25 protein-coding genes are annotated in these 26,986 nt (G+C 61.0%); 22 read left to right on the forward strand and 3 right to left on the reverse strand.

Annotated elements, in window-relative coordinates:
- Positions 1-24 precede the first annotated feature (24 nt).
- The 6 genes from rpsA (at position 25) to pyrF (ending at position 5,939) form a co-directional block, all read left to right on the forward strand.
- Positions 25-1,707, forward strand: coding sequence for a 30S ribosomal protein S1 (rpsA, locus tag CQ007_RS12995; protein WP_105646254.1), 1,683 nt, complete (start codon positions 25-27; stop codon positions 1,705-1,707).
- Between the two features lie 358 nt (positions 1,708-2,065).
- Positions 2,066-2,692 carry a transposase gene (locus CQ007_RS13000; protein ID WP_218278876.1) on the forward strand — a complete coding sequence of 209 codons (627 nt, stop codon included), beginning with the start codon at positions 2,066-2,068 and terminating at the stop codon, positions 2,690-2,692.
- A gap of 659 nt (positions 2,693-3,351) precedes the next feature.
- Positions 3,352-3,645: an integration host factor subunit beta gene (gene ihfB / locus CQ007_RS13005; RefSeq protein ID WP_105646255.1), complete on the forward strand. Its 294-nt coding sequence runs from the start codon at positions 3,352-3,354 to the stop codon at positions 3,643-3,645.
- A gap of 67 nt (positions 3,646-3,712) precedes the next feature.
- Entirely contained in the window at positions 3,713-4,012 is a 300-nt protein-coding gene (locus CQ007_RS13010) for a LapA family protein (RefSeq protein WP_105646256.1), read from the forward strand.
- Between the two features lie 5 nt (positions 4,013-4,017).
- Entirely contained in the window at positions 4,018-5,223 is a 1,206-nt protein-coding gene (gene lapB / locus CQ007_RS13015) for a lipopolysaccharide assembly protein LapB (RefSeq protein ID WP_105646257.1), read from the forward strand.
- Positions 5,224-5,237: 14 nt separating this feature from the next.
- Positions 5,238-5,939 carry an orotidine-5'-phosphate decarboxylase gene (gene pyrF / locus CQ007_RS13020; RefSeq protein ID WP_105646258.1) on the forward strand — a complete coding sequence of 234 codons (702 nt, stop codon included), beginning with the start codon at positions 5,238-5,240 and terminating at the stop codon, positions 5,937-5,939.
- A gap of 3 nt (positions 5,940-5,942) precedes the next feature.
- Here pyrF and CQ007_RS13025 read toward each other — a convergent pair whose 3' ends face one another.
- The gene (locus CQ007_RS13025) at positions 5,943-6,299 is read right to left on the reverse strand and encodes a YbaN family protein (RefSeq protein ID WP_105646259.1); all 357 of its coding nucleotides are present in this window, start codon (positions 6,297-6,299) and stop codon (positions 5,943-5,945) included.
- Between the two features lies 1 nt (position 6,300).
- Positions 6,301-7,014 (reverse strand): Crp/Fnr family transcriptional regulator, encoded by a 714-nt coding sequence (locus CQ007_RS13030; protein WP_158256770.1) that lies wholly within the window; start codon positions 7,012-7,014, stop codon positions 6,301-6,303.
- 241 nt (positions 7,015-7,255) lie between these two features.
- Here CQ007_RS13030 and hemN point away from each other — a divergent pair, with 241 nt between their 5' ends.
- The 4 genes from hemN (at position 7,256) to CQ007_RS13050 (ending at position 13,762) form a co-directional block, all read left to right on the forward strand.
- On the forward strand, positions 7,256-8,638 hold the full coding sequence (gene hemN / locus CQ007_RS13035) for an oxygen-independent coproporphyrinogen III oxidase (protein WP_105646261.1): 1,383 nt from the start codon (positions 7,256-7,258) through the stop codon (positions 8,636-8,638).
- 117 nt (positions 8,639-8,755) lie between these two features.
- Positions 8,756-9,880: a DNA repair exonuclease gene (locus tag CQ007_RS13040; RefSeq protein ID WP_105646262.1), complete on the forward strand. Its 1,125-nt coding sequence runs from the start codon at positions 8,756-8,758 to the stop codon at positions 9,878-9,880.
- Positions 9,877-12,507, forward strand: coding sequence for an AAA family ATPase (locus tag CQ007_RS13045; RefSeq protein WP_105646263.1), 2,631 nt, complete (start codon positions 9,877-9,879; stop codon positions 12,505-12,507). Before CQ007_RS13040 ends, CQ007_RS13045 begins: the two co-directional genes overlap by 4 nt.
- A gap of 268 nt (positions 12,508-12,775) precedes the next feature.
- On the forward strand, positions 12,776-13,762 hold the full coding sequence (locus CQ007_RS13050) for a diaminopimelate dehydrogenase (RefSeq protein ID WP_105646264.1): 987 nt from the start codon (positions 12,776-12,778) through the stop codon (positions 13,760-13,762).
- A 50-nt stretch (positions 13,763-13,812) separates the two neighbouring features.
- Here CQ007_RS13050 and CQ007_RS13055 read toward each other — a convergent pair whose 3' ends face one another.
- Positions 13,813-14,589 carry an enoyl-CoA hydratase gene (locus tag CQ007_RS13055; protein ID WP_105646265.1) on the reverse strand — a complete coding sequence of 259 codons (777 nt, stop codon included), beginning with the start codon at positions 14,587-14,589 and terminating at the stop codon, positions 13,813-13,815.
- A gap of 190 nt (positions 14,590-14,779) precedes the next feature.
- On the opposite strand from CQ007_RS13055, the gene CQ007_RS13060 reads away from it, so the two are divergent.
- The 12 genes from CQ007_RS13060 to CQ007_RS13120 all read left to right on the forward strand — a co-directional run bounded on the left by CQ007_RS13060 (position 14,780) and on the right by CQ007_RS13120 (position 26,890).
- Positions 14,780-16,444: an AMP-binding protein gene (locus CQ007_RS13060; protein WP_218278877.1), complete on the forward strand. Its 1,665-nt coding sequence runs from the start codon at positions 14,780-14,782 to the stop codon at positions 16,442-16,444.
- Between the two features lie 42 nt (positions 16,445-16,486).
- The gene (locus tag CQ007_RS13065; RefSeq protein ID WP_105646266.1) at positions 16,487-17,254 is read left to right on the forward strand and encodes an SDR family NAD(P)-dependent oxidoreductase; all 768 of its coding nucleotides are present in this window, start codon (positions 16,487-16,489) and stop codon (positions 17,252-17,254) included.
- 14 nt (positions 17,255-17,268) lie between these two features.
- Positions 17,269-18,051 (forward strand): enoyl-CoA hydratase-related protein, encoded by a 783-nt coding sequence (locus CQ007_RS13070; RefSeq protein WP_105646267.1) that lies wholly within the window; start codon positions 17,269-17,271, stop codon positions 18,049-18,051.
- 64 nt (positions 18,052-18,115) lie between these two features.
- Positions 18,116-19,255, forward strand: coding sequence for a cyclohexanecarboxyl-CoA dehydrogenase (aliB, locus tag CQ007_RS13075; RefSeq protein WP_105646268.1), 1,140 nt, complete (start codon positions 18,116-18,118; stop codon positions 19,253-19,255).
- 51 nt (positions 19,256-19,306) lie between these two features.
- Positions 19,307-19,801 (forward strand): MarR family winged helix-turn-helix transcriptional regulator, encoded by a 495-nt coding sequence (locus CQ007_RS13080; RefSeq protein ID WP_105646269.1) that lies wholly within the window; start codon positions 19,307-19,309, stop codon positions 19,799-19,801.
- Positions 19,802-20,075: 274 nt separating this feature from the next.
- Positions 20,076-20,834, forward strand: a complete 759-nt coding sequence (locus CQ007_RS13085) for an ABC transporter ATP-binding protein (protein WP_105646270.1) — start codon at positions 20,076-20,078, stop codon at positions 20,832-20,834.
- Positions 20,827-21,534, forward strand: a complete 708-nt coding sequence (locus CQ007_RS13090) for an ABC transporter ATP-binding protein (RefSeq protein WP_105646271.1) — start codon at positions 20,827-20,829, stop codon at positions 21,532-21,534. The genes CQ007_RS13085 and CQ007_RS13090 overlap by 8 nt, the downstream gene beginning before the upstream one ends.
- A 64-nt stretch (positions 21,535-21,598) precedes the next feature.
- Positions 21,599-22,822 carry an ABC transporter substrate-binding protein gene (locus CQ007_RS13095; RefSeq protein WP_105646272.1) on the forward strand — a complete coding sequence of 408 codons (1,224 nt, stop codon included), beginning with the start codon at positions 21,599-21,601 and terminating at the stop codon, positions 22,820-22,822.
- 71 nt (positions 22,823-22,893) lie between these two features.
- Complete coding sequence (locus CQ007_RS13100; protein WP_105646273.1) at positions 22,894-23,775, forward strand: branched-chain amino acid ABC transporter permease; 882 nt, start codon at positions 22,894-22,896, stop codon at positions 23,773-23,775.
- A 1-nt stretch (position 23,776) separates the two neighbouring features.
- Positions 23,777-24,745, forward strand: a complete 969-nt coding sequence (locus CQ007_RS13105) for a branched-chain amino acid ABC transporter permease (RefSeq protein WP_105646274.1) — start codon at positions 23,777-23,779, stop codon at positions 24,743-24,745.
- Positions 24,746-24,988: 243 nt separating this feature from the next.
- Complete coding sequence (locus CQ007_RS13115; protein WP_256582287.1) at positions 24,989-26,173, forward strand: OprD family porin; 1,185 nt, start codon at positions 24,989-24,991, stop codon at positions 26,171-26,173.
- 48 nt (positions 26,174-26,221) lie between these two features.
- On the forward strand, positions 26,222-26,890 hold the full coding sequence (locus tag CQ007_RS13120; protein ID WP_105646277.1) for a nitroreductase: 669 nt from the start codon (positions 26,222-26,224) through the stop codon (positions 26,888-26,890).
- Positions 26,891-26,986: the final 96 nt, after the last annotated feature.

The raw sequence follows: 26,986 nt of genomic DNA on the forward strand, positions 1-26,986 counted from the left end.
TATTAAACTTTTACAGGAATCCAAATGAGCGAAAGCTTTGCCGAACTTTTTGAAGAAAGCCTGAAAACCCTTGATATGGAGCCAGGCTCCATCATCACCGGTATCGTTGTGGACATCGACTCTGACTGGGTCACCGTTCACGCCGGCCTGAAATCCGAGGGTGTCATTCCGCGCGAGCAGTTCCTGAACGATCAGGGCGAACTGACCATCAGCGTGGGTGATGAGGTGCACGTTGCACTGGACGCCGTCGAGGACGGTTTCGGTGAAACCAAACTGTCCCGTGAGAAGGCCAAACGTGCCGAATCCTGGAAAGTCCTCGAAGCAGCTTTCGCCGCAGAAGAAATCGTCAAGGGTGTCATCAACGGCAAGGTCAAGGGTGGCTTTACCGTCGACGTCAACACCATCCGCGCGTTCCTGCCGGGTTCCCTGGTCGATGTCCGCCCGGTTCGCGACACCGCGCACCTGGAAGGCAAGGAACTGGAATTCAAGGTCATCAAGCTCGACCAGAAGCGCAACAACGTTGTCGTTTCCCGCCGTGCCGTACTCGAAGCCGAGAACAGCGCCGAGCGCGAAGCCCTGCTGGAAACCCTGCAGGAAGGCCAGGTTGTCAAAGGTATCGTCAAGAACCTCACCGACTACGGCGCGTTCGTTGACCTGGGCGGCGTAGACGGCCTGCTGCACATCACCGACATGGCCTGGAAGCGCATCAAGCATCCGTCCGAGATCGTCAACGTTGGCGACGAGATCGACGTCAAGGTGCTGAAGTTCGACCGCGAGCGCAACCGCGTTTCCCTGGGTCTGAAGCAACTGGGCGAAGATCCATGGGTCGCCATCACCGGTCGCTACCCGGAAGGCACTCGTGTCAACGCCAAGGTCACCAACCTCACCGACTACGGCTGCTTCGCCGAGCTGGAAGAGGGTGTCGAAGGCCTGGTTCACGTTTCCGAAATGGACTGGACCAACAAGAACATCCATCCTTCCAAGGTCGTTCAGGTTGGCGACGAAGTGGAAGTCATGGTTCTGGACATCGACGAAGACCGTCGTCGTATCTCCCTGGGCATCAAGCAGTGCAAGATGAACCCGTGGGAAGAGTTCTCCAGCAAGTTCAACAAGGGCGACAAGATCTCCGGCTCCATCAAGTCGATCACCGATTTCGGTATCTTCATCGGCCTGGACGGCGGCATCGACGGTCTGGTTCACCTGTCGGACATCTCCTGGAACGAAGTCGGCGAAGAAGCCGTACGTCGCTTCAAGAAGGGCGACGAGCTGGAAACCGTCATCCTGTCCGTTGATCCCGAGCGTGAGCGCATCTCCCTGGGTATCAAGCAGTTGGAAGACGATCCGTTCTCCAACTTCGTGTCCCTGAACGAGAAAGGCACCATCGTTACCGGTACCGTCAAGGAAGTTGACGCCAAGGGCGCGGTAATCACCCTGGGTGACGACATCGAAGGCACACTGAAAGCCTCCGAAATCAGCCGTGACCGCGTTGAAGACGCGCGCAACGTGCTGAACGTCGGTGACGAAGTCGAAGCCAAGATCATCAGCGTTGACCGCAAGAGCCGCGTCATCAGCCTGTCGATCAAGGCCAAGGACGTTGAAGACGAGAAAGAAGCCATCCAGGACCTGCGCAAGCAGGAAATGCTGGCCGCCGGTCCGACCACCATTGGTGATCTGATCAAGCAGCAGATGGAAAACAAAGGCAACTGATAGTGCCGGCGTGATCCAACAAAAAAGGGCGACTTCGGTCGCCCTTTTTTATTGTCCGGCCCCCACGCCCGACCGGTCGAGCACCTCGGGCCGCGATCGGATTCGACGATGGGGTTCAGCCAGTTGGCAGACTGTTGCAGTCCGGCGTGTTTTGTGTGTCGGGTTGTCGAGCGCCGCTCGACGACGGGGTTCCGCCGGCTGGCAGAGTGGTACGAGTCCGGCCGGCGTAGCGCAGGTGCGCTACACCCCATGTGTGGAGCGCTATAGATAGCATGGGAGAAAATGCCGAACTGTGGCTCAGGTCGCGGTCTGTGATTTTGAGTGCCTGTAGAGTAGTCAGCCATTGCATGGATAGGGAATGGAAAACATGTCACGGAGTGACAATCCGCGTCCTGACTGGAAAGGCTGGTACTACTCTGGATCTGCCCCGCATTGGGATGTACCTGAAGCTTATCAATTAATCACTTTCCGGCTAGCCGACTCTCTACCCCAATCCCTGCTAAGGCAACTGCTCAGGGAGGCTCGATCGATGCCTGCTATCAAACAGGACAGCTTCAGGCGGCGCTCCATCGAGGGTTGGCTGGACGCCGGATTGGGTTGCTGTGCGCTCGCTCATCCTGATCTGGCTGCGGCGGTACGGGATGCTCTTCTCCATCATCACGATCGTCGCTACAGACTTATCGCATGGTGCATCATGCCGAACCATGTGCATGTGCTGATCGAGCCGCGTTATTCATTGCCACGCATAGTCCAGACCTGGAAGTCCATGACCACACGATGGATGCTGTTGCATAACGACAGGTTGGGGCTGGGCATGCCTGGACGCACGCTGTGGATGCGGGACTACTGGGATCGCCTCGTACGGGATGAGCAGCATTTCAAAACCGCTGTTCATTACATTCATCAGAACCCGGTCAAGGCTGGGCTGTGCGCCTCCGCAGAGCAATGGCCCTGGTCAAGCGCCAATCCTGGGGTAGCGGAGTAGGGCTGGGCGTCAGCCAAGGCGTAGCGCAGGCGCGCTACACCCCACGAGCAGGTCGGGTTCAAGGTTGGAGCGGCTGGCAGGCTGTAGGGTGTGGGTTGTCGAGCGCGGGCTCGACGACGGGGTTCAATTGGCAAGGTGCGTGGTCTGGCAGGCGTAGCGCGGGCGCGCTACACCCCAATGCGGGGTGCGACACCCAATACAGCGCCCGCCACAACGGGTTGTCGCGCGCCTGCGCGACGACAGCGGGCGACCCGCAACACCAGCGTTTCCGGCCAATCTCCCAAGGCGTAGCGCAGGCGCGCTACTCCCCAATGCGGGGCACGCTACACCCCAATACGGGGCGCGACACCCAATACAGCGCCCGCTACAACGGGTTGTCGCGCACCTGCGCGACGACAGCGGGCGACCCGCAACACCGGCGTTTCCGGCCAATCTCCCAAGGCGTAGCGCAGGCGCGCTACACCCCATGACGCCCCATGGCATCCCGTGAGCGCTGTGGTCTGTTATTGGTGCGTGCGCTACTCCGTGGCTGAAGATCCGTGATGCATGGGTGGGGCCGCGCTGGTGCTGCGCATTGCATATCAGGCTGTTCAAATTCCGTCAAGCATGGTAAAACAAATCAAAACGGATCCTAGTCGCTTGAATAAAAAGGGAAAATCATGACCAAGTCTGAGTTGATCGAACGCATAGTCGAGCAACAGGGCCAGTTATCAGCCAAGGATGTCGAACTGGCCATCAAGGCCATGCTGGAACATATGTCGATGGCGCTTGCCACGGGGGAGCGTATCGAGATACGTGGTTTCGGCAGCTTTTCATTGCATTACCGGGCGCCGCGAATCGGCCGTAATCCCAAGACCGGCGATTCGGTCGCGCTGGAAGGCAAGTACGTGCCGCATTTCAAGCCCGGCAAGGAGTTACGGGACAGGGTCAACGACTCGCTGGAAACCACCTGACTCGGTATAACTGGGCGCCAGGCTGCGCTATACTGCCCACCTGCTTAACGGATGGGAGTGGTGTGGCATGCAATGGCTGAAACGCGCGGTGCTGATCATCGTTCTATTACTGGTGGCACTGGCGACCATGGATTTCATGCTGGAGAACCAGCAGAACATCGCCTTGCAGTTTCTTGAAATATCCTCGCCCGAACTCCCTGTTTCCCTGTTCGTCGTCATCGCTTTCATTCTCGGTAGTCTGCTGGGTATCTTGATCGGCTGGCTGATCACCACCCGCCTGCGCCTGCGCCTGATGGTGCAGACCAATGAACTGAACCGCTATCGCAAGGAAGTTGACAAGCTGCGCACCCAGGCTGTCAAAGGCTGATTGCCATGCAGGAACTGCTGTTCCTCGGGCTGTTCGTGGGGGCGCTTGGGATCGGTTGGTTTCTCGGGCGTCGCGAGGCGATCAAGGTTGGCGTGATGCTGGCTCCCCATGGCAGTGCCATCGACAAGCAATACTTCATCGGGCTCAACTACCTGCTCAACGAGCAGCCGGACGAGGCCATCGAAACCTTCATCCGTGCCCTGGAAGTCAACCCCGAGACCGTGGAAACCCACATCGCCATCGGCAAGCTGTTCTGCCAGCGAGGGGATGTGGAGCGGGCGATCAAGGTGCACCAGAACCTGCTGGCCCGGCCCAACCTCACTGCGCTGCAGGCGGATCGGGTGCAGTTCGAGCTGGCGCGGGACTATCTGGCGGTGGGACTGCACCACCGGGCCGAGCGCTTGCTCGATGAGCTGGTGGAGTCGGACTCGAGCCTGCGCGCCGAGGCGCTGGCCGATCTGGTGCGCATCCACGAACGCGAGCGCGACTGGCAGCGGGCGGTGGAGGTCGGCCGGCGGCTGGTCAGGGAGCGCGATGCCTTTGCCGTGACCCTGGCGCATTATCATTGCGAGCTGGCCCGTGAGGCGCTGGCACGCAAGGAACAGCAACAGGCCAGGCGCCACCTGTTCGATGCGCTTGGCACCCAGCGGGAGAATGTCCGGGCCATGCTGATGCTGGCCGAACTGGAGTCTGCCCTGGGCCGCGAGCGGGAAGTACTCAAGTGGCTGCGTCGGCTGGCGGCCCATGATCCGGACTTCGTGCCCCAGGCCTTGCTCTTGTTGCACCGGCTGGCCGATGGCGGGTCGCTGGATTTGCTGGCATATCTGGACGACGTACTGGAAAATAACCAGCCGCCGATGGTGGCGACGGTGCTGGCCCGGGCTGATGAGCTGAACAAGCGCAACGGCCTCAGTGCGGCGAGCAATTACGTGCTGGTCCACCTGCAGCAGCAGCCATCGCTGAGTGGATTGCTGTACCTGATCGACCTGCACAAGGACAGCGTCGAACCGCGTGGTCATGCCAACCTCATGATCCTGCGCGGGATTGTCGAGGCATTGTTGATCGACAAGCACAAGTATCGTTGCCAGGTCTGCGGCTTCTCCGGCAAGCAGCTGCACTGGCAATGTCCGACCTGCCATGGCTGGTCGACGATACGACCTTTGAAAGGGCGGGAGCTGGCCATGGCCAGCCCGTCGCTGCGACCCATTTGATACAGGAAAGAGAAATGCCCTGCCAAACCCCGATAGTTGTTGCTCTGGATTTCCCTGACATGGCTCTGGCGCTGGCCATGGCCGATCGGCTGGACCCGGCGCAGTGCCGTGTCAAGGTCGGCAAGGAGCTGTTCACCGCGACCGGCCCGGCTGTGGTGGAAGCCCTCCAGGGCAAGGGTTTCGAGGTCTTTCTGGATCTCAAGTTCCATGACATCCCCAACACCGCGGCGCATGCCGTGCGGGCTGCCGCCGAACTCGGGGTATGGATGGTCAACGTGCATGCCAGCGGTGGCCGGCGCATGATGGAAGCCTGCCGCGAGATACTGGATCGTCGTGCCGGTGCGCGCCCGCTGCTGACCGCGGTCACCGTGCTGACCAGCCTGGAGCAGGAGGACCTGCAGGAGATCGGTATCGATATCGAACCGATGGTGCAGGTGCAGCGTCTGGCCCGTCTGACCCAGGATTGCGGGCTGGATGGGGTGGTGTGTTCGGCCCGGGAAGCCAAGGCACTGCGTGGCGCCCTGGGCGATGAGTTCCAACTGGTGACGCCGGGCATCCGCCCGGAGGACGCCAGTGCCGATGATCAGAGGCGCATCGTTACCCCGCGCCAGGCGATGGATAATGGCAGCAGCTATCTGGTGGTGGGCCGGCCGATCACCGCTGCTGCCGATCCGGCGCAGGCATTGGCCGGTATTCTCGACAGCCTTCAGGCTTGAGCGTCAGGACTCGGGGCGAGTCCACAGCCATAGTGCCACGCAGGGCAGGAACAGACTGAGAAAGCCGCGCAGCAGCATCGGTGCCGGCAGCAGCCAGATCATCAGGATGCTGCTGGCCATCAGTGCGCTGGCCAGCCATTTGGCCCGCCGTGGCACCGCGCGGTGCTGGCGCCAATCACGAATCATCGGACCATAGTGCGGGTGCCGGAGCAGGCGCTGCTCCAGCTCGGGCCAGCCGCGCGCCCCGGCCCAGGCAGCCAGTAGCAGAAAGGGCGTGGTCGGCAATCCGGGCAGCAGCACCCCCAGTGCGCCAAGGGCCACGGCGACCGACGCGATGCTGCGCCATACCCATTTCATCATCTCAAGGGGCGTCGCTGGCGATGATGCCGGCCTTGTGTTCGGGGCTCTGCTGGCCGCCGGCGAATTCATCGAGCAGATTGCGGATACTGGGGATGCTGATATGCCGGGCGCGGCTGTCGATCAGCCCGCGATCGCGCAGGTTGGCGATGGCCCGTGAGAAGGTTTCCGGCTTGATCGACAGGCGCGCGGCGATCAGGCTCTTGGGCAGCACCAATTCGATTTCCGCGCTATCACTGCTGCGGTCGCGGACCTGACCGACCAGGTACAGCGCCAGGCGCTGGGTGGCATTCTGCAGGGTCAGGTTCTCCAGCTCGTCGAGGCGCTGGTGCAGGCGCACGCTCATGTGCCCGAGCAGGTGCAGGCAGGTCTGCGGATTCTGCTCCAGATGCCGCAGCATGACGCGATTGGAGAAGCCGATCAGCTTGACCGGCTCGAGCGCCTCGGCGCACACCGGGAATACCGATTTCTGCATGAACATCACGGCCTCGGCAAAGGTGTTGCCAGGGGTGATGATCTCCACCACTTTTTCCTTGCCGTCGGCGGAGATGCGGTACAGCTTTACCTTGCCGGTCTGCACCAGATAGAAGCGTTCGGCGGGATCACCCTGGCGCTGGATCAGCGCCTGCGGGGCGTACTCGCGTACCTGCGCATCGGCCAGCAGCTCTTCCTGAGCCGCCTGGTTGAAATGAGAAAACAGCGGATGGCGAAGAATCATCTGCCGTTGTTCCTGGGTCGAAATCATAGCTGCCTGCCCTTGATTGATTGCTTGCAGGTTAAGCATTTACGCTCCTTCACGCCATACTCCCAGGCACTAATTTCGCTCTTATCGCCATTATCCTCAAAGCCCGGGATATGCCACCACGATCCGGGGTCTTCTTGATATGCGTCAAAGTGGCGCGGTAGGGAAGCGCGTAGTCTCGCCAGCATCAGCAAGATACGCACCGGAGCACCTATCCATGTCCGATCCAGTCGAGTGGGACGCGGGCCTGATCCGCCGTTACGATAAGGCAGGCCCGCGTTACGCTTCCTATCCCACGCTCACCCAGTACTACGATGGCATCCTGCCGGGTGATCTGTTTGCCGCCCTGCATGACAGCGGCCGAAAAGGACGACCGTTGGCGCTGTACGTGCACGTCCCGTTCTGTGCCAACGTCTGTTATTACTGCTCCTGCACCAAGGTCATCACCAAGGACCGTAGTCGCGCCCAACCCTACCTGCAGGCGCTGTACCGGGAGATAGAGCTTATCAGTCCGCATCTGGGCGCTGCGCAGCAGGTCGAGCGCTTGCACCTGGGGGGCGGCACGCCGACCTTCCTCGGGCATGACGAGCTGCGCAAGCTGATGGGCAGGCTGCGTGAGCACTTCAACCTGCACGACGATGACATCGCCGATCACAGCATCGAGATAGACCCGCGGGAGGCCGACTGGTCGACACTGGGGCTGCTGCGCGAACTTGGCTTCAACCGGGTCAGTTTCGGTGTTCAGGATCTGGATCCAGAGGTGCAGCGGGCGGTCAACCGCCTGCAGAGCCTGGAGCAGACCCAGGCGGTGATGGATGCGGCCCGGGCGCTGGCGTACCGCTCGGTCAACATCGACCTGATATACGGCCTGCCGAAGCAGACGGTGAGTTCCTTCGCCCGCACTGTGGAGACCATCATCGAGCTGAAGCCGGACCGCTTGACCCTCTACAACTATGCGCACCTGCCGGACCTGTTCCTGCCCCAGCGCCGCATCGACCAGGCGGACCTGCCCTGCGTCGACACCCGCCTCGAGATCTGTGGCAACAGTGTGGTGCGGTTGCAGCAGGCCGGTTACCGCTATATCGGCATGGGCCAGTTCGCCCTGCCCGACGACAGCCTGAGCCTGGCGCAGGAGACCGGCGAGCTGAACCGCAGCTTCCAGGGTTACATCGCCGGTACCGAATGCGACCTGATCGGCCTGGGCGTATCGGCCATCAGTCAGGTGGGCGATCTCTACTGCCGCAACACCAGCGACCTCAAGCAGTATCAGCAGAGCCTGGGGGAGGGGCGGCTGGCGCTGGGCCGGGGGCTGAAATGCAGTGCAGATGACCGCTTGCGACGGGTGGTGATCAGCCAGTTGATGTGCCATTTCCGGCTACGCTACGCGGATATCGAGCAGCGTTTCAACATCGACTTTGCCACCTACTTCGCCGATTGCCGGAGCATACTGCAGCGCATGCATGAGGATGGGCTGATCCGCCTGAGCATTTCCGGCATCGAGGTACTGCCGGCGGGGCGGCCACTGGTGGCGCGCATCTGCATGGTGTTCGACGCCTACCAGCATGTCACCGACAGTTCGCGCTACGCCCAGATCATCTGACATCCTGCGGTGGTTGCGTCACGGCGACAGCATTGTTCGCCTCATGCGTTTACAATCGTCGATCCATGGCAGCGCTCATCGCGGACGCTGCCTGCCAGATTCGCATGGGGAGACGACATGCCACGCTTTCTGCATACCGCCGACTGGCAGATCGGCCGTCAGTATGATCGCTTCGGCCCGGAAGACGGGCCGGCCCTGGCCCAGGCCCGGTTGACCACCGTCGAGCGTATCGCCGCACTGGCGACCGAGCTGGCGGTGGATGCGGTATTGGTCGCGGGTGACGTGTTCGACGCCCAGACCATCTCCGATCGCACGCTGCGCCGTCTGTTCCTTGCGACCCAGGGCTATGCCGGACCCTGGATCATGCTGCCGGGCAACCACGATGCTGCGCTGGCGGAAAGCATCTGGACTCGCGCCCAGCGCCTGAAGGTGGTACCGGACAACGTCCACCTGGCGCTGACCCCGGAAGTGATGCCGTTCACCGAACAGGGCTTTGCCATTCTTCCGGCACCGCTGACCCAGCGGCAGACCTTCCATGACCTGAGCGCCTGGTTCGACCATGCCCAGACCCCAGCGGGTCTGCTGCGTATCGGCCTGGCCCACGGCAGCGTGCAGGGCATCCTCGCCGAGGATATCGACTCGCCCAACCCTCTCGACCCGGAGCGTGCCGAGCGTGCCCGGCTGGATTACCTGGCGTTGGGCGACTGGCATGGCTGCCGACAGATCGACAGCCGCACCTGGTACAGCGGCACGCCGGAGCAGGACCGATTCAAGAGCAACGGCGCGGGGCAGATACTGGATGTACGGATTGCCGCCCCTGGTGCCGAGCCGCAGGTGACCCCGCTGGCCATTGGCGAATTTCCCTGGTTGCAATGGCAGCGCCGGCTGAACGTGGCCTCGGATCTCGACGGGTTGATCGCCGAGCTGGAACAGTTCGAGCGCAGCAGCGTCATCAGCCTGACCCTGCAGGGCGAGATCGATCTGGCTGGCGAGCAGCGCCTGCAGCAGGCCCTCGGCCACGCCGAAGCCCGGCATCGGGTACTGGAATGCCACCTCGATGGCCTGCGCCTGCTGCCGACCGACGCCGATATCGCCGCGCTGCAGGCCGATGGTTACCTCGGGCAGGTGATCGACCAGTTGCGCGAGTTGCAGCAGGGCGAGGATACCGATACCGCCCGTGAGGCGCTGGGTATCCTGGCGGGACTGTTGCGCGATCAGACCAGTGAAGGAGCCCAGGCATGAAGCTGCAGCAACTACGGGTCAGCCAGTTTCGCCAGTTTCGTGGCAGCCTGGACATCGACGGCTTCGGTCCCGGACTGAACCTGTTCTGCGGCCCCAACGAATCGGGCAAGAGCACCCTGGTCAAGGCCATCCGGGCGGCCTTCTTCGAGCGCTACAGCAGCGGCACGCTGACCGACCTGCGGCCCTGGGGCGACTCCGGTGCCGCCCCCGAGGTGCAACTGAGCTTCGAGCACGGCGGTCGCCAGTGGCAGTTGAGAAAACGCTTCCTGCAGCGTCCGCGCTGCGACCTGACGGTGGATAATGAAAGCTTCAGCGGTAATGAGGCGGAGGAGAAACTGGCCGCCATGCTCGGTTTCAGCATCGCCAGCCGTGGGGCCAGCAAGGCGGAGCACTGGGGTATTCCCGGCCTGCTGTGGATAGAGCAGGGCATGGGGCAGGAACTGGCAGGCGTGGTCAGCCATGCTGGAGAACACCTCAAGTCGGTACTCGGGGCCAGTCTCGGTGAGGTCACCAGCAGCCGGGGAGATGGCATTCTCAGGCAGGTGCGTGGGCAATTGGATGAGCTGCTCACCGGCACCGGCAAGCCGCGCGGCGAATACCGCAGCAGTATCGAACGGCAGGCCGAACTGAGCGAACAGTTGCAGGGGCTGGACCAGCGCATCGCCAGTTACCGCCAGCAGGTCGACCGCCTGGGCGAGTTGCGCCAGCAACAGGCTGCAGATCAGGCCGAGCAGCCCTGGCAGGCGCTGCGCTTGCAGCAACAGACGGCCCAGCAGAAATATGATGAGGTCAGCCAGTGGCAGGTCGAACAGCAGCGCGAACTGCATACCCTGGCGCAGCTGGCGGAACAGAAGCAGCTGCTACTCGACAGCCTGAGCGGATTCGACAACCAGGCTGCCGACTTGCAGCAGCGCCAGGCCGCCTGTGTGCGCCAGCGCGAGGAGCTGGATCGACTGCTCGCCCAGCAGACCGAACTGATTGCCCGGCGCGACGCAGCGCAGACCGATTATCAGCGGGCCCGCGAGCAGGAACGCCAGGCGCAGCAGCAAGCCCGGCGGCAGATGCTGGAGCGTGAGCTGCAGCAGTCGCAGCAGCAATCCGAGCAGTACCGCCAGGGTCTGGAACAGGCCCGGCAGCTGCAGCAGGAGTTGTTGATCCAGCAGCAGGCGCTGGCCGGTATCCGCCTGGACGAGGCGGCGTTGGCGCGCCTGGAGACTCTGCGCCAACAGCGACGTGAACTGGACATCCAGCGCCAGAGCATCGCCACCCGGCTGCGCTTCGAGCTGTTGTCTGAACAGCGAATCGAACTCAACGGCGAGCTGCGTAGTGGTACTGGCGAGGACCTCTTGCTGGAGCAGGCAGAGATCGTCATGGCCGGGCTCGGCCGCCTGACCATCACCCCCGGTGGCCAGGATCTGGCCGAGCTGGCCCGGCGCAGCGAGCGGGTCGATGAGCAGTATGCGCAACAGCTCGACGAGCTGGGGGTGGCCTCGCTGGAAGCGGCCCGGCAGCAACTGGAACACGCCAAAAGCCTGCAGACGGCTATCCAGGGTGGCAATCGGCTGCTGACCAGCCATGCGCCCCAGGGTGTCGACGCATTGCAGCGACAGCTGGAGTTGTGCCTGACACGCCAGGAGGAATTGCAACAACAGCTGCAGACGCTGCCAGCGGCGACTGGGGATGTGCCCACCCCCGAGGTGGCAGAACGGCTTCTGGAACAGGCCGACGACCGACTGCAGCAGCATGAACGGGCGGTCAGTGAACGTAACGAGGAAGTCATCCGTGTTCGTCAGGCGCTGACCAGTGCCGACCAGGAGTGCCAGCAGCTGCAGCGCCAGCTGGAGGCGCCCGAACGGCGTAGTCAACAGCAGCAGATCAGTCAGCGGCTGGTCGAACTCAAGGCCGAGGAAGGGCAGCTGCAGCAGCGGACCCAGGCGCGTGGGGCGCGGATCGACAGCGCCCGACCGGACATCCTCGAGCAGGATATCCAGCGCTTTGCCGCCAGTGCCAGGCAACTGGAGCAGGCCTTCAATCAGCGCAGGGAAGAGCTGCTGGCGCTGCAGGGGCGGCTGGAAGGCGAGGGGGCCGACGGGCTGGAAGAGAACCGCGCCGCTCTGGCCGCCGAACTGGAAGCGGAAAACCGTCGACTGCAGCAGTTCCAGCGCCGCAGTGCCGCACTGGGGCTGTTGCACCAGTTGCTGGCCGAACAGCGCCAGCAACTGACCCGTCAACTGCAGGCACCACTACAGAAGCACCTCAGCCACTACCTGCAACTGCTGTTCCCGCAGGCCAGCCTGGAAGTCGACGAGCATCTGCTGCCCGGCCGGCTGCTGCGCCAGGGACAGGAGGGCGGGGAGTTCGAGGCTTTGAGCTTCGGTGCCCGTGAACAGATGGGACTGATCAGCCGGCTGGCCTACGCCGACCTGCTGCGCGATGCCGGACGCGCCACGCTGATCATCCTCGACGACGCCCTGGTGCACAGCGACCCGGCGCGGCTGGCACAGATGAAACGCATCCTGTTCGACGCCGCCCAGCGCCATCAGATCCTGCTGTTCAGCTGCCACCCGGACAAGTGGCGGGACATGGGCGTGCCGGTAAGGGAGTTGGAAAGCCTGAAGGTGCAGTAACCCGCTAGCGGCTCACTTGACACTTTGCCGGAAAACGCAGCATCGGTTGTGGGAGCCGCGCCTCGCGGCGATCGGGACTTGCCGAGTGTGCATAGCGGGACGGGCAGCGCCCGCGGGTAATCCGCTTCGCGCCGCATAGGCGCAGCGCAGGCGCGCTACACCCCGCGGTGCACTCCTTGTTCGATAAAGCCGTGCTGGTAACGGTATAATTTCGCCTTTCCGCCGCTCAACGGCGGGCATGGCACACAGACAAGGTACAGGCTTTCATATGCACCCTAGAATCAAGATTGGCATCGCAGGATACGGCAACCTGGGCAAGGGCGTGGAAATGGCCATCGCGCAGAGCCCGGATATGGAGCTGGTCGGCGTCTTCACCCGGCGCAACCCTGCCGATGTTCAATTGCTCGACAGCAGTATTCCGGTACATGCGCAGGACGATATCGGCCAGTTCCGTGATCAGATCGACGTGCTGATTCTCTGTGGCGGCTCGAAGAACGACCTGCCGGAGCAGGGCCCGGCCCTGGCAGCCATGTTCAATACCGTCGACAGCTTCGATACCCATGCGATGATTCCGGAATACCACGCGGCAGTCGACAAGGCTGCCGCACCGGCCGGCAAGACCGCACTCATCTCGGTGGGCTGGGACCCGGGACTGTTCTCGCTCAACCGTCTGTATGGCGAGGCGATCCTGCCGGTCGGCACCACCTATACCTTCTGGGGCAAGGGGCTGAGTCAGGGGCATTCGGATGCCGTGCGCCGGGTACCGGGAGTGAAAGCCGGGGTGCAATACACCATTCCGGCGGAAGCGGCGATCGAGCGTGTACGCAACGGCGAACTGCCGGAGCTGAGCACCCGTGAAAAGCACAAGCGTGAATGCCATGTGGTACTGGCGGAGGGCGCCGACGCTGCGGAAGTGGAGCAGAGCATCGTCAGCATGCCGCACTACTTTGCCGAGTATGACACCAGTGTGACCTTTATCAGTGAGGAAGAGCTCAGGCGCGACCACGCCGCCATGCCCCACGGTGGTGTGGTCATGCGCAGCGGTACTTCCGATGCAGGCACTACCCAGGTGGTGGAATACACCCTCAAACTGGGCAGCAACCCCGAGTTCACTGCGGCGGTGCTGGTGGCCTATGCGCGGGCTACCTACCGTTTGAACCGCAGTGGGGTGATTGGTGCTCAGACGGTACTGGATGTGGCGCCTGGGCTGCTGTCGCCGAAGTCGCCGGCGGATTTGCGCAGGGAATTGCTGTAGAGCGGGTGAGGGGGGGGCAGCAGGCTCCCCCATGACAACCCAGCTGAACCCTACCTGTCCCTCCACTGCGCCGGCCGCTTTTCCACAAAGGCCGCCATGCCTTCCTTCTGATCCTCGGTGGCAAAGCTCGCGTGCAGCAGCCGCCGTTCGAAGCGCAGGCCCTCGGCCAGGGTGGTTTCGAAGGCGCGGTTGACCGCTTCCTTGTTCAACATGACCGCGAGGCTGGAGCAGCCGGCGATGGCGTGGGCGGCCTCCAGGGCTTCATCGAGCAGTCGCTCTGCCGGCACGATGCGACTGACCAGCCCGCAGCGCTCGGCCTCCTGTGCATCCATCATGCGTCCTGTCAGGCACATATCCATCGCCTTGGCCTTGCCTACCGCCCGGGTCAGACGCTGGCTGCCGCCTGCGCCTGGCAGGGTGCCGACCTTGACTTCCGGCTGGCCGAAACGGGCGCTGTCGGCGGCGATGATGAAGTCGCACATCATCGCCAGCTCGCAGCCGCCGCCCAGTGCCAGTCCGGCCACCGCGGCGATGACCGGTTTGCGGCACAGGGTGAGTTGTTCCCAGTTAGCGGTGACGAAGTTGTCGATGTAGGCATCGGCAAAGGTCTGATGCCGGATCTCGGCGATATCCGCTCCAGCGGCAAAGGCCCGCTCGTTACCGGTGAGGACGATCGCGCGCACCTCCCGATCCTGTTCGAAATGCCGCAGAGCATCACCCAGTTCATCCATCAGCTGACTGTTCAGAGCATTCAATACAGCTGGCCGATGCAGGCGGATCAAGCCGATGGAGTTCTGCTTTTCAACCAACAGGTTGTTGTAGTTCATGATTTTTATCCTTTTGTTGTCCTGGTATACCCTTTGTGGATAAGGGGTTTGGAGTTTTTCGACTTTAAGTCTGAATAAAAATAAAGACAACATGTTGACATAAAAAAAGACTGGTCGTATTGTCGGTGTCACTGGGGTGGCGCTGCTGACCCCTTGACCAACAACAAGAGCCACAGACAGTGGGGACGACATGAAAATAACAACCAAGGGGTTCGATGAGCGCCGCGCCGCCATGCTGGCGGCCGGCGCCTGGCAGGACAAGACACTGGTCGATTATCTGGATCAGGCTGTCGCGGCGGTGCCCGACAAAACCGCGCTGGTGGCCTATCGGGTTGCCGGTGATGAGCGCACCGAGCTGAGTTATCGTCGGCTGAACGAGCTGGTCACCCGTCTGGCTGCCGGGCTGGTCGGGCTCGGGGTTGGCAAGGGTGATGTAGTGGCTTGCCAGCTACCCAACTGGTGGCAGCTGACCCTGCTGAGTCTGGCTTGTGCCCGCATTGGCGCAGTGATCAATCCGCTGATGCCGATCTTCCGTGAGCGTGAGCTGCGCTTCATGCTCGGGCATGCCGAAACCCGGATCTTCATCATTCCCCAATCCTATCGCGGTTTCGATTACCCCGGCATGGTTGCCGAGATCCGTGCGGATCTGCCGCAGCTGGAGCATGTGCTGGTCATCGGCGGCGAAGGCGAGAACAGCTTCGAGCAGGTGCTGCTGGAGCGCGCCTGGGAAGACGAAACGGACACTGCGGTACTGTTCGCCGAGCGTCAGGCCGGGGCTGATGATATCGCCCAGTTGTTGTACACCTCCGGCACCACCGGCGAGCCCAAGGGGGTGCTGCACACCTACAACACCCTGTTCGCCAACGTACGTCCCTATGCCGAGCGGCTGCAGCTGACCGCTGATGACGTGATCATGATGGCCTCGCCGATAGCCCATCAGACCGGCTTTCTCTACGGCCTGATGATGCCGGTCTACCTGCAGGCCACCGCGGTGTTGCAGGACCTCTGGGACCCGCGCTATGCCGTAGCTGTGGCTGCGGCGGAAAAGCCGACCTTCACCATGGCCTCGACCCCGTTCCTGGCTGATCTGATCGATATCGCCCCGGACTTTCCGGGCCAGCTGGATTCGCTGAAGGTGTTCGTCTCGGCCGGTGCGCCGATTCCAGGCGCGCTGGTGGAGAAGGCCGCCGAGGTGGTCAATGCCCGCATCGTATCCGCCTGGGGGATGACCGAGAACGGCGCGGTGACCATGACCTTTCCGCACGACCCGATTACCAGGGCGACCACCAGCGACGGTGTTGTCCTGCCCTGGATGGAAGTCAGGGTGGTGAATGAGCGGCATGAAGTTGTCCCTACCGGCGAGGAAGGCAGCCTGCTGGTGCGTGGCGCCAGCCTGTTCGTCGGCTATCTGAAGCGGCCCGAGCTGTATCAGGTGGATGGCGAGGGTTGGTTCGAAACCGGCGACCTGGCCACGGTGGATGCCGATGGCTACATCCGCATCACCGGACGCACCAAGGATGTGGTGATTCGCGGCGGCGAGAACATTCCGGTAGTGGAGATCGAGAATCTGCTCTACAAGCACCCGGCGATTTCCGCCGTGGCCCTGGTCGGCTGTCCGGACCCGCGCCTGGGTGAAAGGGTCTGTGCCTATGTGACCCTGCATGGCGGCTACAGCGAGCTGTCACTGGAGGAGGTCACCACCTATCTGTCCACCCAGGGCGTATCCCGCAACTACCTGCCCGAATACCTGCAGGTCATGGCCGAGCTGCCGCGCACGCCATCGGGAAAGATCCAGAAATTCAAGCTGCGGGAACTGGCCCAGCAGGTGCAGATCGCACCGGCCAGGCGCAGCTGATCCGACTACAACCAAACAGACATACAGACGAGAGAGGTCGCTATGAAAGGGCTAAGCGGAAAAACAGTCATCATCACCGGCGGTGGTGGCGGCATCGGTCGAGCGGTATCACGTCGTTTTGCCGAGGAGGGCAGCCTGGTGGCGGTGCTCGATCGTGATGCGGCGGCGGCTCAGGCTACCGTGGACCTGATTACCGAGGCGGGTGGCAGGGCCAGGGCCTATGCTGCGGACATCACCGATTATGCAGCGATCGAAACCACGGTGGCGGCCATCGAGCAGGACCTGGGTATTCCCACGGTGCTGGTCAACAACGCCGGCTTCGACCGCTTCATGCCGTTCCTCAAGACCGAGCCGCAGATGTGGGAGCAACTGATCGCCATCAACCTGACCGGTGCGTTGAACATGCACCACGTGGTGCTGCCGCGGATGCTCGAGGCGGGTGGCGGCAAGGTGATCAACGTTGCGTCCGATGCAGCCCGGGTCGGCTCCTCCGGCGAGGCGGTATATGCCGCCTGCAAGGCCGGCCTGGTCGGTCTGAGCAAGACCCTGGCGCGGGAACTGGCGACCAGGAACGTGAACTTCAACGTGGTCTGCCCCGGCCCGACCGACACCGCACTGCTCAAGGCCGTGGCGGATACCTCGAACAACCCGGAAAAGCTGCTGGAAGCCTTCAAGAATGCCGTGCCCAAGCGCCGCCTGGGCCAGCCGGAAGACTATCCGGGGATCATCGCGCTGCTGGCCAGTGACGATGCCGATTTCATCACCGGACAGGTCATCAGTGTGTCCGGCGGCCTGACCATGGCCGGTTAATCAGGAGCAGAGACATGAACTACGAAGATATTCTCTACGAAGAAAAAGACGGCGTCGCGACCATCACCATCAACCGTCCGGAACGCTACAACGCCTTCCGTGGCAAGACCTGCATGGAACTGCTGGATGCCTTCAACCGCGCGGGCTGGAACAAGAGCATCGGCGTCATCGTATTTACCGGCGCCGGCGACAAGGCGTTCTGCACCGGTGGTGACCAGAACGCCCATGACGGCCAGTATGACGGTCGTGGCATCATCGGCCTGCCGGTCGAGGAGCTGCAAAGTCTGATCCGTGCCGTGCCCAAGCCGGTCATCGCCCGGGTCAATGGCTTCGCCATCGGCGGCGGTCATGTGCTGCATGTGCTCTGTGACCTGAGCATCGCCTCGGATAACGCCATCTTCGGTCAGGCCGGTCCCAAGGTCGGTTCGGTTGACCCGGGCTTCGGCACTGCCTATCTGGCCCGGGTTGTCGGTGAGAAGCGCGCCCGTGAGATCTGGTATCTGTGCCGCAAGTACAGCGCCCAGCAGGCGCTGGAGTGGGGGCTGGTCAACGCCGTGGTGCCGCAGGCCGAGCTGGATGCCGAAGTGCAGAAATGGTGCGACGAGATCCTCGAGAAGAGCCCGACCGCGCTATCGATCGCCAAGCGCTCGTTCAACGCCGACAGCGAGAATATCGCCGGTATCGGTGCCCTCGGTATGCAGGCGCTGAGCCTGTACTACGACACCGAGGAGTCGAAGGAGGGCGCCAAGGCCTTCCTGGAGAAGCGCAAGCCCGATTTCCGCAAGTATTACCAGTGATAACGGTGGGCCGACGGCAGTGGCTGTCGGCTGATCCCGGAACAAGCCGGGTGGGAGAACAGACATGAACTTTGGATTTACCGAAGACCAGAACGCCATTCGCGACAGTGTCGCGCGCTTCAGCGCCGATGTGCTGGCGCCGGGGTATCGCCAGCGTGACCGGGAAGGGCGAATCGAGCGTGAAACCATCCAGCAGATGGGTGAGATGGGATTTCTTGGTGGCGAACTGCCGTCACGCTTCGGTGGCAGTGATCTGGATTGCGTCACCAGTGGCATCATCATCGAGGAGATTTCCAAGGGCGATTTCAACGTTGGCTACATTCCGCTGCTGACCTCGCTCAATGGCCAGATCATCGCCAACTATGCCAGCCCGGAGCTGGCGGAGGAGTGGCTGGGCGGTATGATCAGTGGCGCCAAGGTAGCCTGTATCGCCCTGACCGAGCCCCATGGCGGTTCGGACGCAGCGAGCCTGCGACTCAAGGCTGAGCGCCGGGGCGAGGTGTTCGTGCTCAATGGTGAGAAGACCTCGATCTCCATGGCTGACCAGTCCGACGTGACCGTGGTCTTCGCCCGTACCGGGACACCTGAACAGCGCGCCAGTGGCATCAGCGCCTTCCTGGTACCCATGAACACGCCGGGCATTACCACCACCCGCTTCGAAGACGCTGGCCAGCGTGCCATTGGTCGTGGCTCAATCTTCTTCGACAATGTCGAGGTGCCGGCGGTCAACATGCTCGGTGACGAAGGGCAGGGCTTCAAGCAGGTGATGCAGGGTTTCGACTACAGTCGTGCACTGATCGGCCTGCAATGCCTGGCGCTGGCTCAGGTCTCCCTGGATGAGACCTGGGCGTGGTTGCAGGAGCGCCAGGCCTTTGGTCAATCGCTGTCGGCGTTCCAGGGACTGACCCATCCGTTGGCGGAATATCAGACCTATGTGCATGCCGCGCGGTTGCAGTGCTTCCATTCCCTGTGGCTGAAGGACAATAATCTGCCCCATAACGCCGAAGCGGCGATGAACAAGTGGTGGGGGCCGAAGCTGGCCTTCGATGTCATCAAGCAGTGTCTGCTGGCGCACGGTCATACCGGTTACGGTGAAGACCTGCCCATGGCGCAGCGCTTGCGCGATGTCCTGGGGCTGCAGATCGGTGACGGGACGGCCCAGATCATGAAGAACATCATCGCCAGGGAAACACTGAAGAAATGAGCTCCGCCGGCGGCGGGCTCGTTTGAACCGGTTGCCGGAGAATGGAGAGTCATGAATAGCAGTGAACGCAGCAGTATGGCCAACAGGTTGTTCTTCCGTCTGTTTCAGACGGGCAACACCCTGCAGCGCCAGGTACAGAACGAGATGGGCATCAGCACCGTGCAGTGGGCGGTGTTGGGTGCATTGTCGCGGGAAGGCTATGAAGAGGGTATTTCATTCAACATGTTGACGGAATACCTGGTGGTCAGCCGCCAGAGTCTGGATGGCGTACTCAAGCGCATGGAGCGTGACCAGCATGTGCTGCGCATTCCCCATCCGGATGACGGGCGAGCACGACTGGTAGTGATGACCGAGCAGGGGCGGGCGTTCTGGGCGCAGTTGCAGCAGCGCATCTACGATTTCTACTCCCAGGGGCTCAAGAGCTTTGGTTTTGACGACATCGTCAGCATCCTGCACTACCTGAACAAGCTGCAGGAAAACCTCGCTGAAGTGGATCTAGAGCAAGAGGAGCCTATCGCCGCGCAGAGTGGCGAGGGAGACCGCTGAGCATCCGTATGGCGCTTGGGTGACATTGGCGCTGTCTTTCGACCGGCACTGGGTGTGCCGGTTTTTTTTCGCCTTCATAAAATAATTAATGTAATGATGTTGACATGTATATTGGCGCGGCATACTCTCAAGTTGTGTCAAGGGGGCAGCTGGCGGAGTGGTTTGATCGCACGCTGTCATCAACGCCGGTAATGACCTTGTCATTGGTGGCCCCCTCCGCGCCAGGGCGCGGTGCTCGATTGAATAAAAACAATACTTGGCAGAGAGAGCAGAAATGGCCGATGTCATACTCGAGACTCGAGGTCTCACCAAGGTTTTCAATGGCTTCACCGCCGTCGATAACGTTGATCTTCAGGTCCATCAGGGCCACATCCATGCCTTGATCGGTCCCAATGGAGCCGGCAAGACCACCTTCTTCAATCTGCTGACCCGGTTTCTCGCGCCGACGGCAGGCACCATCCTGTATCAGGGCTGTGATATCACCTCGCTGAAATCCAGCCAGATCGCCCGCCAGGGGCTGGTCCGCTCCTTTCAGATATCCGCTGTGTTTCCGCACATGACCGTGCTGGAGAATGTGCGTATCGCGCTGCAACGGGCCGAGGGCAACTCCTTTCAGTTCTGGGCCTCCGCAAGGCGTCTGGATAAGCTCAATGACAAGGCGCTGTTGCTGCTCGATGAGGTTGGCTTGCGCGACTACGCCGATGTTCTGGCGGTGGAGATGCCCTATGGCCGCAAGCGGGCATTGGAACTGGCCACCACGCTGGCGCTTGAACCAACGGTGATGCTGCTGGACGAGCCCACCCAGGGGATGGGCCACGAGGATGTCGAGCGGGTTATCGAGCTGATTCGAAAGGTTGCTGTGGGGCGGACTGTGGTCATGGTTGAACATAACCTGCACGTGGTCAGTTGCCTGTGTGACCGCATCACGGTTCTGGCACGCGGAAGCGTACTGGCTGAAGGGGACTACCAGAGCGTATCCGCCAACCCGGTTGTGCGTGAGGCTTACATGGGCAAGGAGACCGCCGATGTCTGATCTCGATCAACTTCATCTGAGCAATGTGCATGCCTTCTACGGCGAGTCACATATCCTTCACGGCGTTGACCTGAGGGTCAAGCGCGGTGAGCTGGTCACTCTGTTGGGGCGCAATGGCTCCGGTCGTAGCACCTTGTTGAAAACCGTCATGGGTATGGTTGATCGCAGCACCGGGCAGATCATGATCAACGGCAAGGATGTATCCAGGCTGACGGCCTTTCGCATTCCCCGTCTGGGCGTGGGCTACTGTCCGGAAGAGCGCGGCATCTTCTCCAGTCTGAATGTCGAGGAAAACCTGTTATTGCCGCCGACGGTACGCAGTGGTGGCATGCCGTTGGAAGAAATCTATCAGATGTTTCCAAACCTGTATGAGCGGCGCCACAGTCAGGGCACTCGTCTCTCCGGTGGTGAGCAGCAGATGCTGGCTATTGCGCGGATTCTGCGTGCCGGAGCCAACCTGTTGCTGCTGGATGAAATTACCGAGGGGCTGGCTCCGGTGATTGTTCAGCAATTGGCCGGCATGCTGGAAAACCTGAAGAAGAAAGGACTGACGATCTTGCTGGTGGAGCAGAATTTCCGTTTTGCCGCACCGTTGGCGGATCGTCATTACCTGATTGAGCACGGTCGGGTCATCGATGAGATCAGCGCGGCGCAACTGCCGGGCAAGATGGACTTGCTGCATCAACAGCTAGGCGTCTGAGCATCAACCCATACCGACTTTGATCTGCTCCTTAACACTTACAACAACAAAAGAGAGTGTCATCATGCTGAACAAGACAATAAAGCCGTTGGCTGCTGCCCTGGCTCTATCACTGACCACCACTGGCGTTACTGCCAATGAGGGGATCAGCAACAATGAAGTTCGTATTGGTTACCTGGCCGACATGACCGGAAGTTACCGTGACCTGGGTGGTCCCGGTGGGCTGGAAGCTCTACGCATGGCCGTCGAGGATGTGGGCGGTCAGATCAATGGGGCGAAGATCGTTATCTATCATGCGGATGATCGTAACAGTCCTGATGTAGGAGCCAACACGGTTCGCGAATGGATTGACCGGCGTAACGTCGATGTGGTGGCCGGGCTGGTGTCTTCGGCGGTGACCATTGCCGCGACACGTATCCTTGAGGAGCACAATAAGCTCGGTCTGGTGTCGATCTCTGCTTCATCAGCGATTACCAATGAATACTGTACCGCCAACCATATCCACTGGGTATATGACACCTATGCCATGGCTAACGGTACGGCCAAGGCGATTGTGCGTCAGGGAGGTGACAGCTGGTACATTCTGGCTGCCGATTACGCCTTCGGCCATGCCATGGAAAGCGATGTCGAGCGTACCGTATTGGCTGAAGGTGGCACGGTGCGAGGCAAGTCACGCCACCCGCTGTCCTCCAGCGACTTCTCCTCGTACATCCTTCAGGCTCAGGCCTCTGGAGCCAAGGTAATTGGCCTGGCTAACGCCGCCTCGGATACGGTAAATGCCATCACTACCGCACGCCAGTTTGGCCTGACCGACTCAGGCCAGAGCCTGGCTGGCTTGATGGTGTTTATCAACGATGTCCATGCGTTAGGTCTGGAGGCGACTCAGGGCCTGCAACTGACCACTGGCTGGTACTGGGATCAGAATGAGGAAAGCCGTGCCTGGGCGCAGCGTTTCTACGAACGCACCAAGCGCATGCCGACCATGGTTCAGGCAGGCATCTATTCCAGCACCATGCACTATCTGAATGCAGTAAAAGCAACCGGTACCGATGAGGCGCAGACGGTACGCAGGCAGATGATCAATACCCCGATAAACGATATGTACACCAGCAATGGCCATATCCGTGAGGATGGTCGCATGGTCTACGACATGTACCTGGCACAGGTGAAAACTCCCGCTGAGTCCACTGGTGAGTGGGATCTATACAAGATTGTCAGCACTATCCCGGGCGAAGACGCCTTCCGCCCCCTCTCGGAAAGCAAGTGCAAGCTGATTACTCAGCAATAGGGTAGGGAGCGGTGGCTACCAACGCTCACAGGTGTTGGTAGCCGCGGGTATCGGCATGGAGGAAATAAAACATGATTTTTGATATCCCGGCCAGCGTATTGTTCGGTCAATTGACGCTGGGACTGATCAATGGGGCTTTCTATGCATTGCTCAGTCTTGGGCTGGCAATCATTTTTGGCTTGTTGAAAGTAATCAACTTCGCTCATGGTGCGCAGTACATGCTGGGGGCCTTCGTTGCCTTGTTGCTGTTGCGCCACTTCGGCATTGATTATTGGACGGCGCTGCTGTTGGTGCCCGTTCTGGTGGGCTTGTTCGGTGCTGCGCTGGAACGCTTCCTGCTACGCCCAATTGCCAATGAAAACCATCTGTACAGCCTGCTGCTGACCTTCGGTCTGGCACTGATCATCCAGGGGCTGTTCACCAACCTGTATGGCACCTCGGGTAACTCCTATCCGATACCGGAGGTGTTTCGTGGGGCGCTGAATCTTGGCTTCATGTACCTGCCCACCTACCGTGCCTGGGTAGTGGTCGCTGCGCTGGTTGCCTGTTTCCTCGCCTGGTTCGTTATCGAGAAGACCCGCCTGGGTTCCTATCTGCGGGCTGGTACCGAGAACCCGAAGCTGATGCAGGGTTTTGGCATCAACATGCCTTTCCTGGTCACCATGACCTATGGCTTCGGTGTGGCCCTGGCCGCTTTTGCCGGTGTGCTGGCCGCACCGCTGTACAGCGTGTCACCGGGTATGGGTGCCAATCTGCTGATCGTGGTGTTTGCCGTGGTAGTGATCGGCGGCATGGGGTCGATAGTCGGTGCGGTGATTACCGGACTGGCCATGGGGCTGATCGAGGGGCTGACCAAGGTGTTTTATCCCCAGGGGGCTTCTACTGTGATCTTTCTGGTGATGGCGTTGGTGCTATTAATCAAACCCCACGGCCTGTTTGGCAAGGAGCCCTGAGATGAATCTTATCAAGACTCGCCTGCGCACTGGCCATGAGCGGACCCAGCTGTATCTCGCTCTGGCACTGCTGGCTATTGGTCTGGTAGCTCCCTTTGTGGCCTACCCGATGCTGTTGATGAAAATGCTGTGTTTTGCCCTGTTTGCCTGTGCCTTCAATCTATTGCTGGGCTTTGTCGGACTGCTGTCCTTCGGTCATGCCGCGTTTCTGGCTACAGGAGGCTATATCACCGGGTACCTGCTGAGCCGTTACACAGGCCTGACCCCGGAGCTGGGTATTCTTGCCGGTACGTTGGCAGCGACCCTGCTGGGGCTGATCTTTGGCCTGCTGGCGATTCGGCGCCAGGGTATCTACTTCGCCATGATTACTCTGGCATTGGCGCAGATGACCTACTTCGTGTTTCTGCAGGCGCCCTTTACCGGAGGTGAAAATGGCCTGCATGGCCTCCAGCGCGGCAAGCTGTTCGGACTGATCGAGCTGAATAACGATCTGAGCATGTATTACCTGGTGCTAGCGGTGTTCGTGTTCGGCTTCCTGCTGATTCGCCGCACGGTGCAATCGCCTTTTGGCCAGGTGTTGCGTGCCATTCGTGAGAATGAGCCGCGGGCCATTTCCCTGGGGTACAACGTGGATGCCTACAAGCTGCTGGCCTTCGTGCTGTCGGCGGGACTGGCTGGACTGGCCGGTGCGACCAAAACCGTGGTGTTCCAGTTTGCCACCCTGACCGACGCCCACTGGCATATGTCCGGGGAGGTCATTCTGATGACCCTGCTGGGTGGTGTCGGCACTTTGCTTGGCCCCTTGCTGGGGTCCAGCCTGGTGGTTTGGCTGCACCATGTGCTCGGCGGCAGTGCGCTGGGCAATTGGATAAGCGTCATCCTTGGGGTGATCTTCGTGCTATGCGTATTGATGTTCCGTGATGGCATCGTCGGTTACATCCAGAAGTTCATCAAACGCAATCTGCGCTGAGGCTGATCGGGTGGCGATCACCACCACCCGACCTCGTTCCGAATAACTGAAAGAGCTGAAAAAGCGAATTGGAAAATTCGCTTTAGGGGCCGACTCGTGCCCAAGAAACTGCCCCGGTTCGTCCGGAGCAAGAAAAGCAGTACCTGACCAACATGAAAAAATAACAACAGAGGCTTACTCATGTTTGCAAAATATACCTCCATAGCGGTGGTAATGATTTCCACTGGTATGGCGCTCCCGGCCATGGCCGACTTCATTGACGACAGCCAACTGACGCTGGAAACCCGCAACTTCTACATGAACCGGGACTGGCGCGACGATCATCCCAGCGGCAAGCACAAGCTGGAAGAGTGGGGGCAGGGCTTCATGCTGCGTTTCAACTCCGGCTATACCGAAGGCCCGGTCGGCTTTGGTGTGGATGCCCTGGGCCTGCTGGGCATCAAGCTGGATTCGGGGGGTGGCACCAGTGGCACTGGCGCGCTGCTGGTACAGGAGGATGGCAAGGCGGCTGACGAGTTCAGTTCACTGGGGCTGACCGCCAAGGCCCGGGCTGGCAAGAGCGTACTGACAGTGGGCACCCACGAGTCCCTGCTGCCATTGTCCTTTCGCAACGATACCCGGCTGTTGCCACAGACCTTCAATGGCGCACAGATCGTCTCCCAGGACCTGGACAAGCTGACCCTCACCGCCGGGCAGTTCCGCAGCACTCGCCTGCGCGACTCCAGCGATGAGGAAGACCTGACCATGTTCGCCTTTGCCAAGGGCGGTGGTCTGATTCCGAGCAAACCCACAGATCGTTTCAACTACGCCGGTGTCACCTACGATCCCTTGCCCAACCTGCGTGCCACCTACTATTACGCCGAGCTGAAGGACAACTACAACCAGCAGTATCTGAACCTGATCCATACCCAGCCGCTATCGGAGAACTGGCGCCTGAAGAGCGAGGTGCGTTACTTCCACAGCGAGGAGCAGGGCAATACCGGCATCGACAACCGAACCCTGGGCAGCATGTTCACCCTGGGCTACAAGGGCCATAACCTGGGCGTGGGCTACCAGAACCAGAGTGGCAGCACGGGTATGCCATTCCTCGGTGGCGGCACTGACCCTTGGGCCTTCGCCACGGTGACCTACCATCACTTCCTGTATGCCGGGGAGGATACCTGGCAGATTCGCTACGATAAGAACTTTGCCGATATGGGCTTGCCGGGGCTGACCCTGATGAGTCGCTTCCTGCGTGGCGATAACTTCCAGGTTGGCAGTGCCGATGCCAGCGAGCGTGAATTCAATACCGATGTGACCTATGTGGTGCAGAACGGGCCATTCAAGGACGTATACCTGCGCTGGCGTAATGTCCATTATCGCGGCAGCCATACCGTGGACAATGACGAGAACCGGCTGGTGATCGGCTACACCTTCAGATTCTGGTAACCCTGCAAGGGCGGTCCAATCGACCGCCCGTCATGAGGAGAGATGGCAATGCATGTTGATGACGCAATCCAGTCGCGCAAATCGGTACGGCGCTTTCTGCCGACGCCGGTGTCCCGGACGACCATCCAGCACATCCTGGAGCTGGCCGCCCGGGCGCCGAGCGGGAATAATGTCCAGGCCTGGAATGTCCATGTGGTTACCGGCCGGACACTGCAGACGCTGGGGCAGGCCATGCTTGAGGAGGCGCGGGACAACCCGCAGAACTGCGTTCCGGAATATGGCTACTATCCCGATCAGTGGGTCGAGCCTTATCTGGGACGCCGGCGCCAGTGCGGCTTCGGATTGTATGAAGTGCTGGGCATCGAGCGCGGCGATACCGAGCGCCGTCAACAGCAGATGCTGCGCAACTTCACCTTCTTCGATGCCCCAGTGGGCATCTTCATCACCACCGACCGGCGGCTGAATACCGGCAGTTTCATGGATATGGGCATGTTCCTGCAGAACCTGATGCTGGCCGCCCGCGGCCAGGGTTTGCACACCTGTCCGCAAGCAGCCTTCGCCGATCTGCAGCATGTGGTACGCCTGCATCTGGACCTGGCCGATGAGGAAATCCTCGTCTGTGGGGTATCGCTTGGCGTGGAGGATATCGAGGCACCGGAAAATGCGCTGCGTATGCCGCGGGAGCCGGTTGAGGCGTTTGCGCGGTTCTATGGGTGAGGGTTGTTGTGGTGGTGGCTTTCCCCCTCTCCCCCGGCCCCTCTCCCACGAGGGGCGAGGGGTGACTCGCGTCTGAGGTTGCGAGTTTGTTCTGCA

This window comes from Pseudomonas sp. MYb185 (assembly GCF_002979975.1).
Lineage (GTDB): Bacteria > Pseudomonadota > Gammaproteobacteria > Pseudomonadales > Pseudomonadaceae > Halopseudomonas.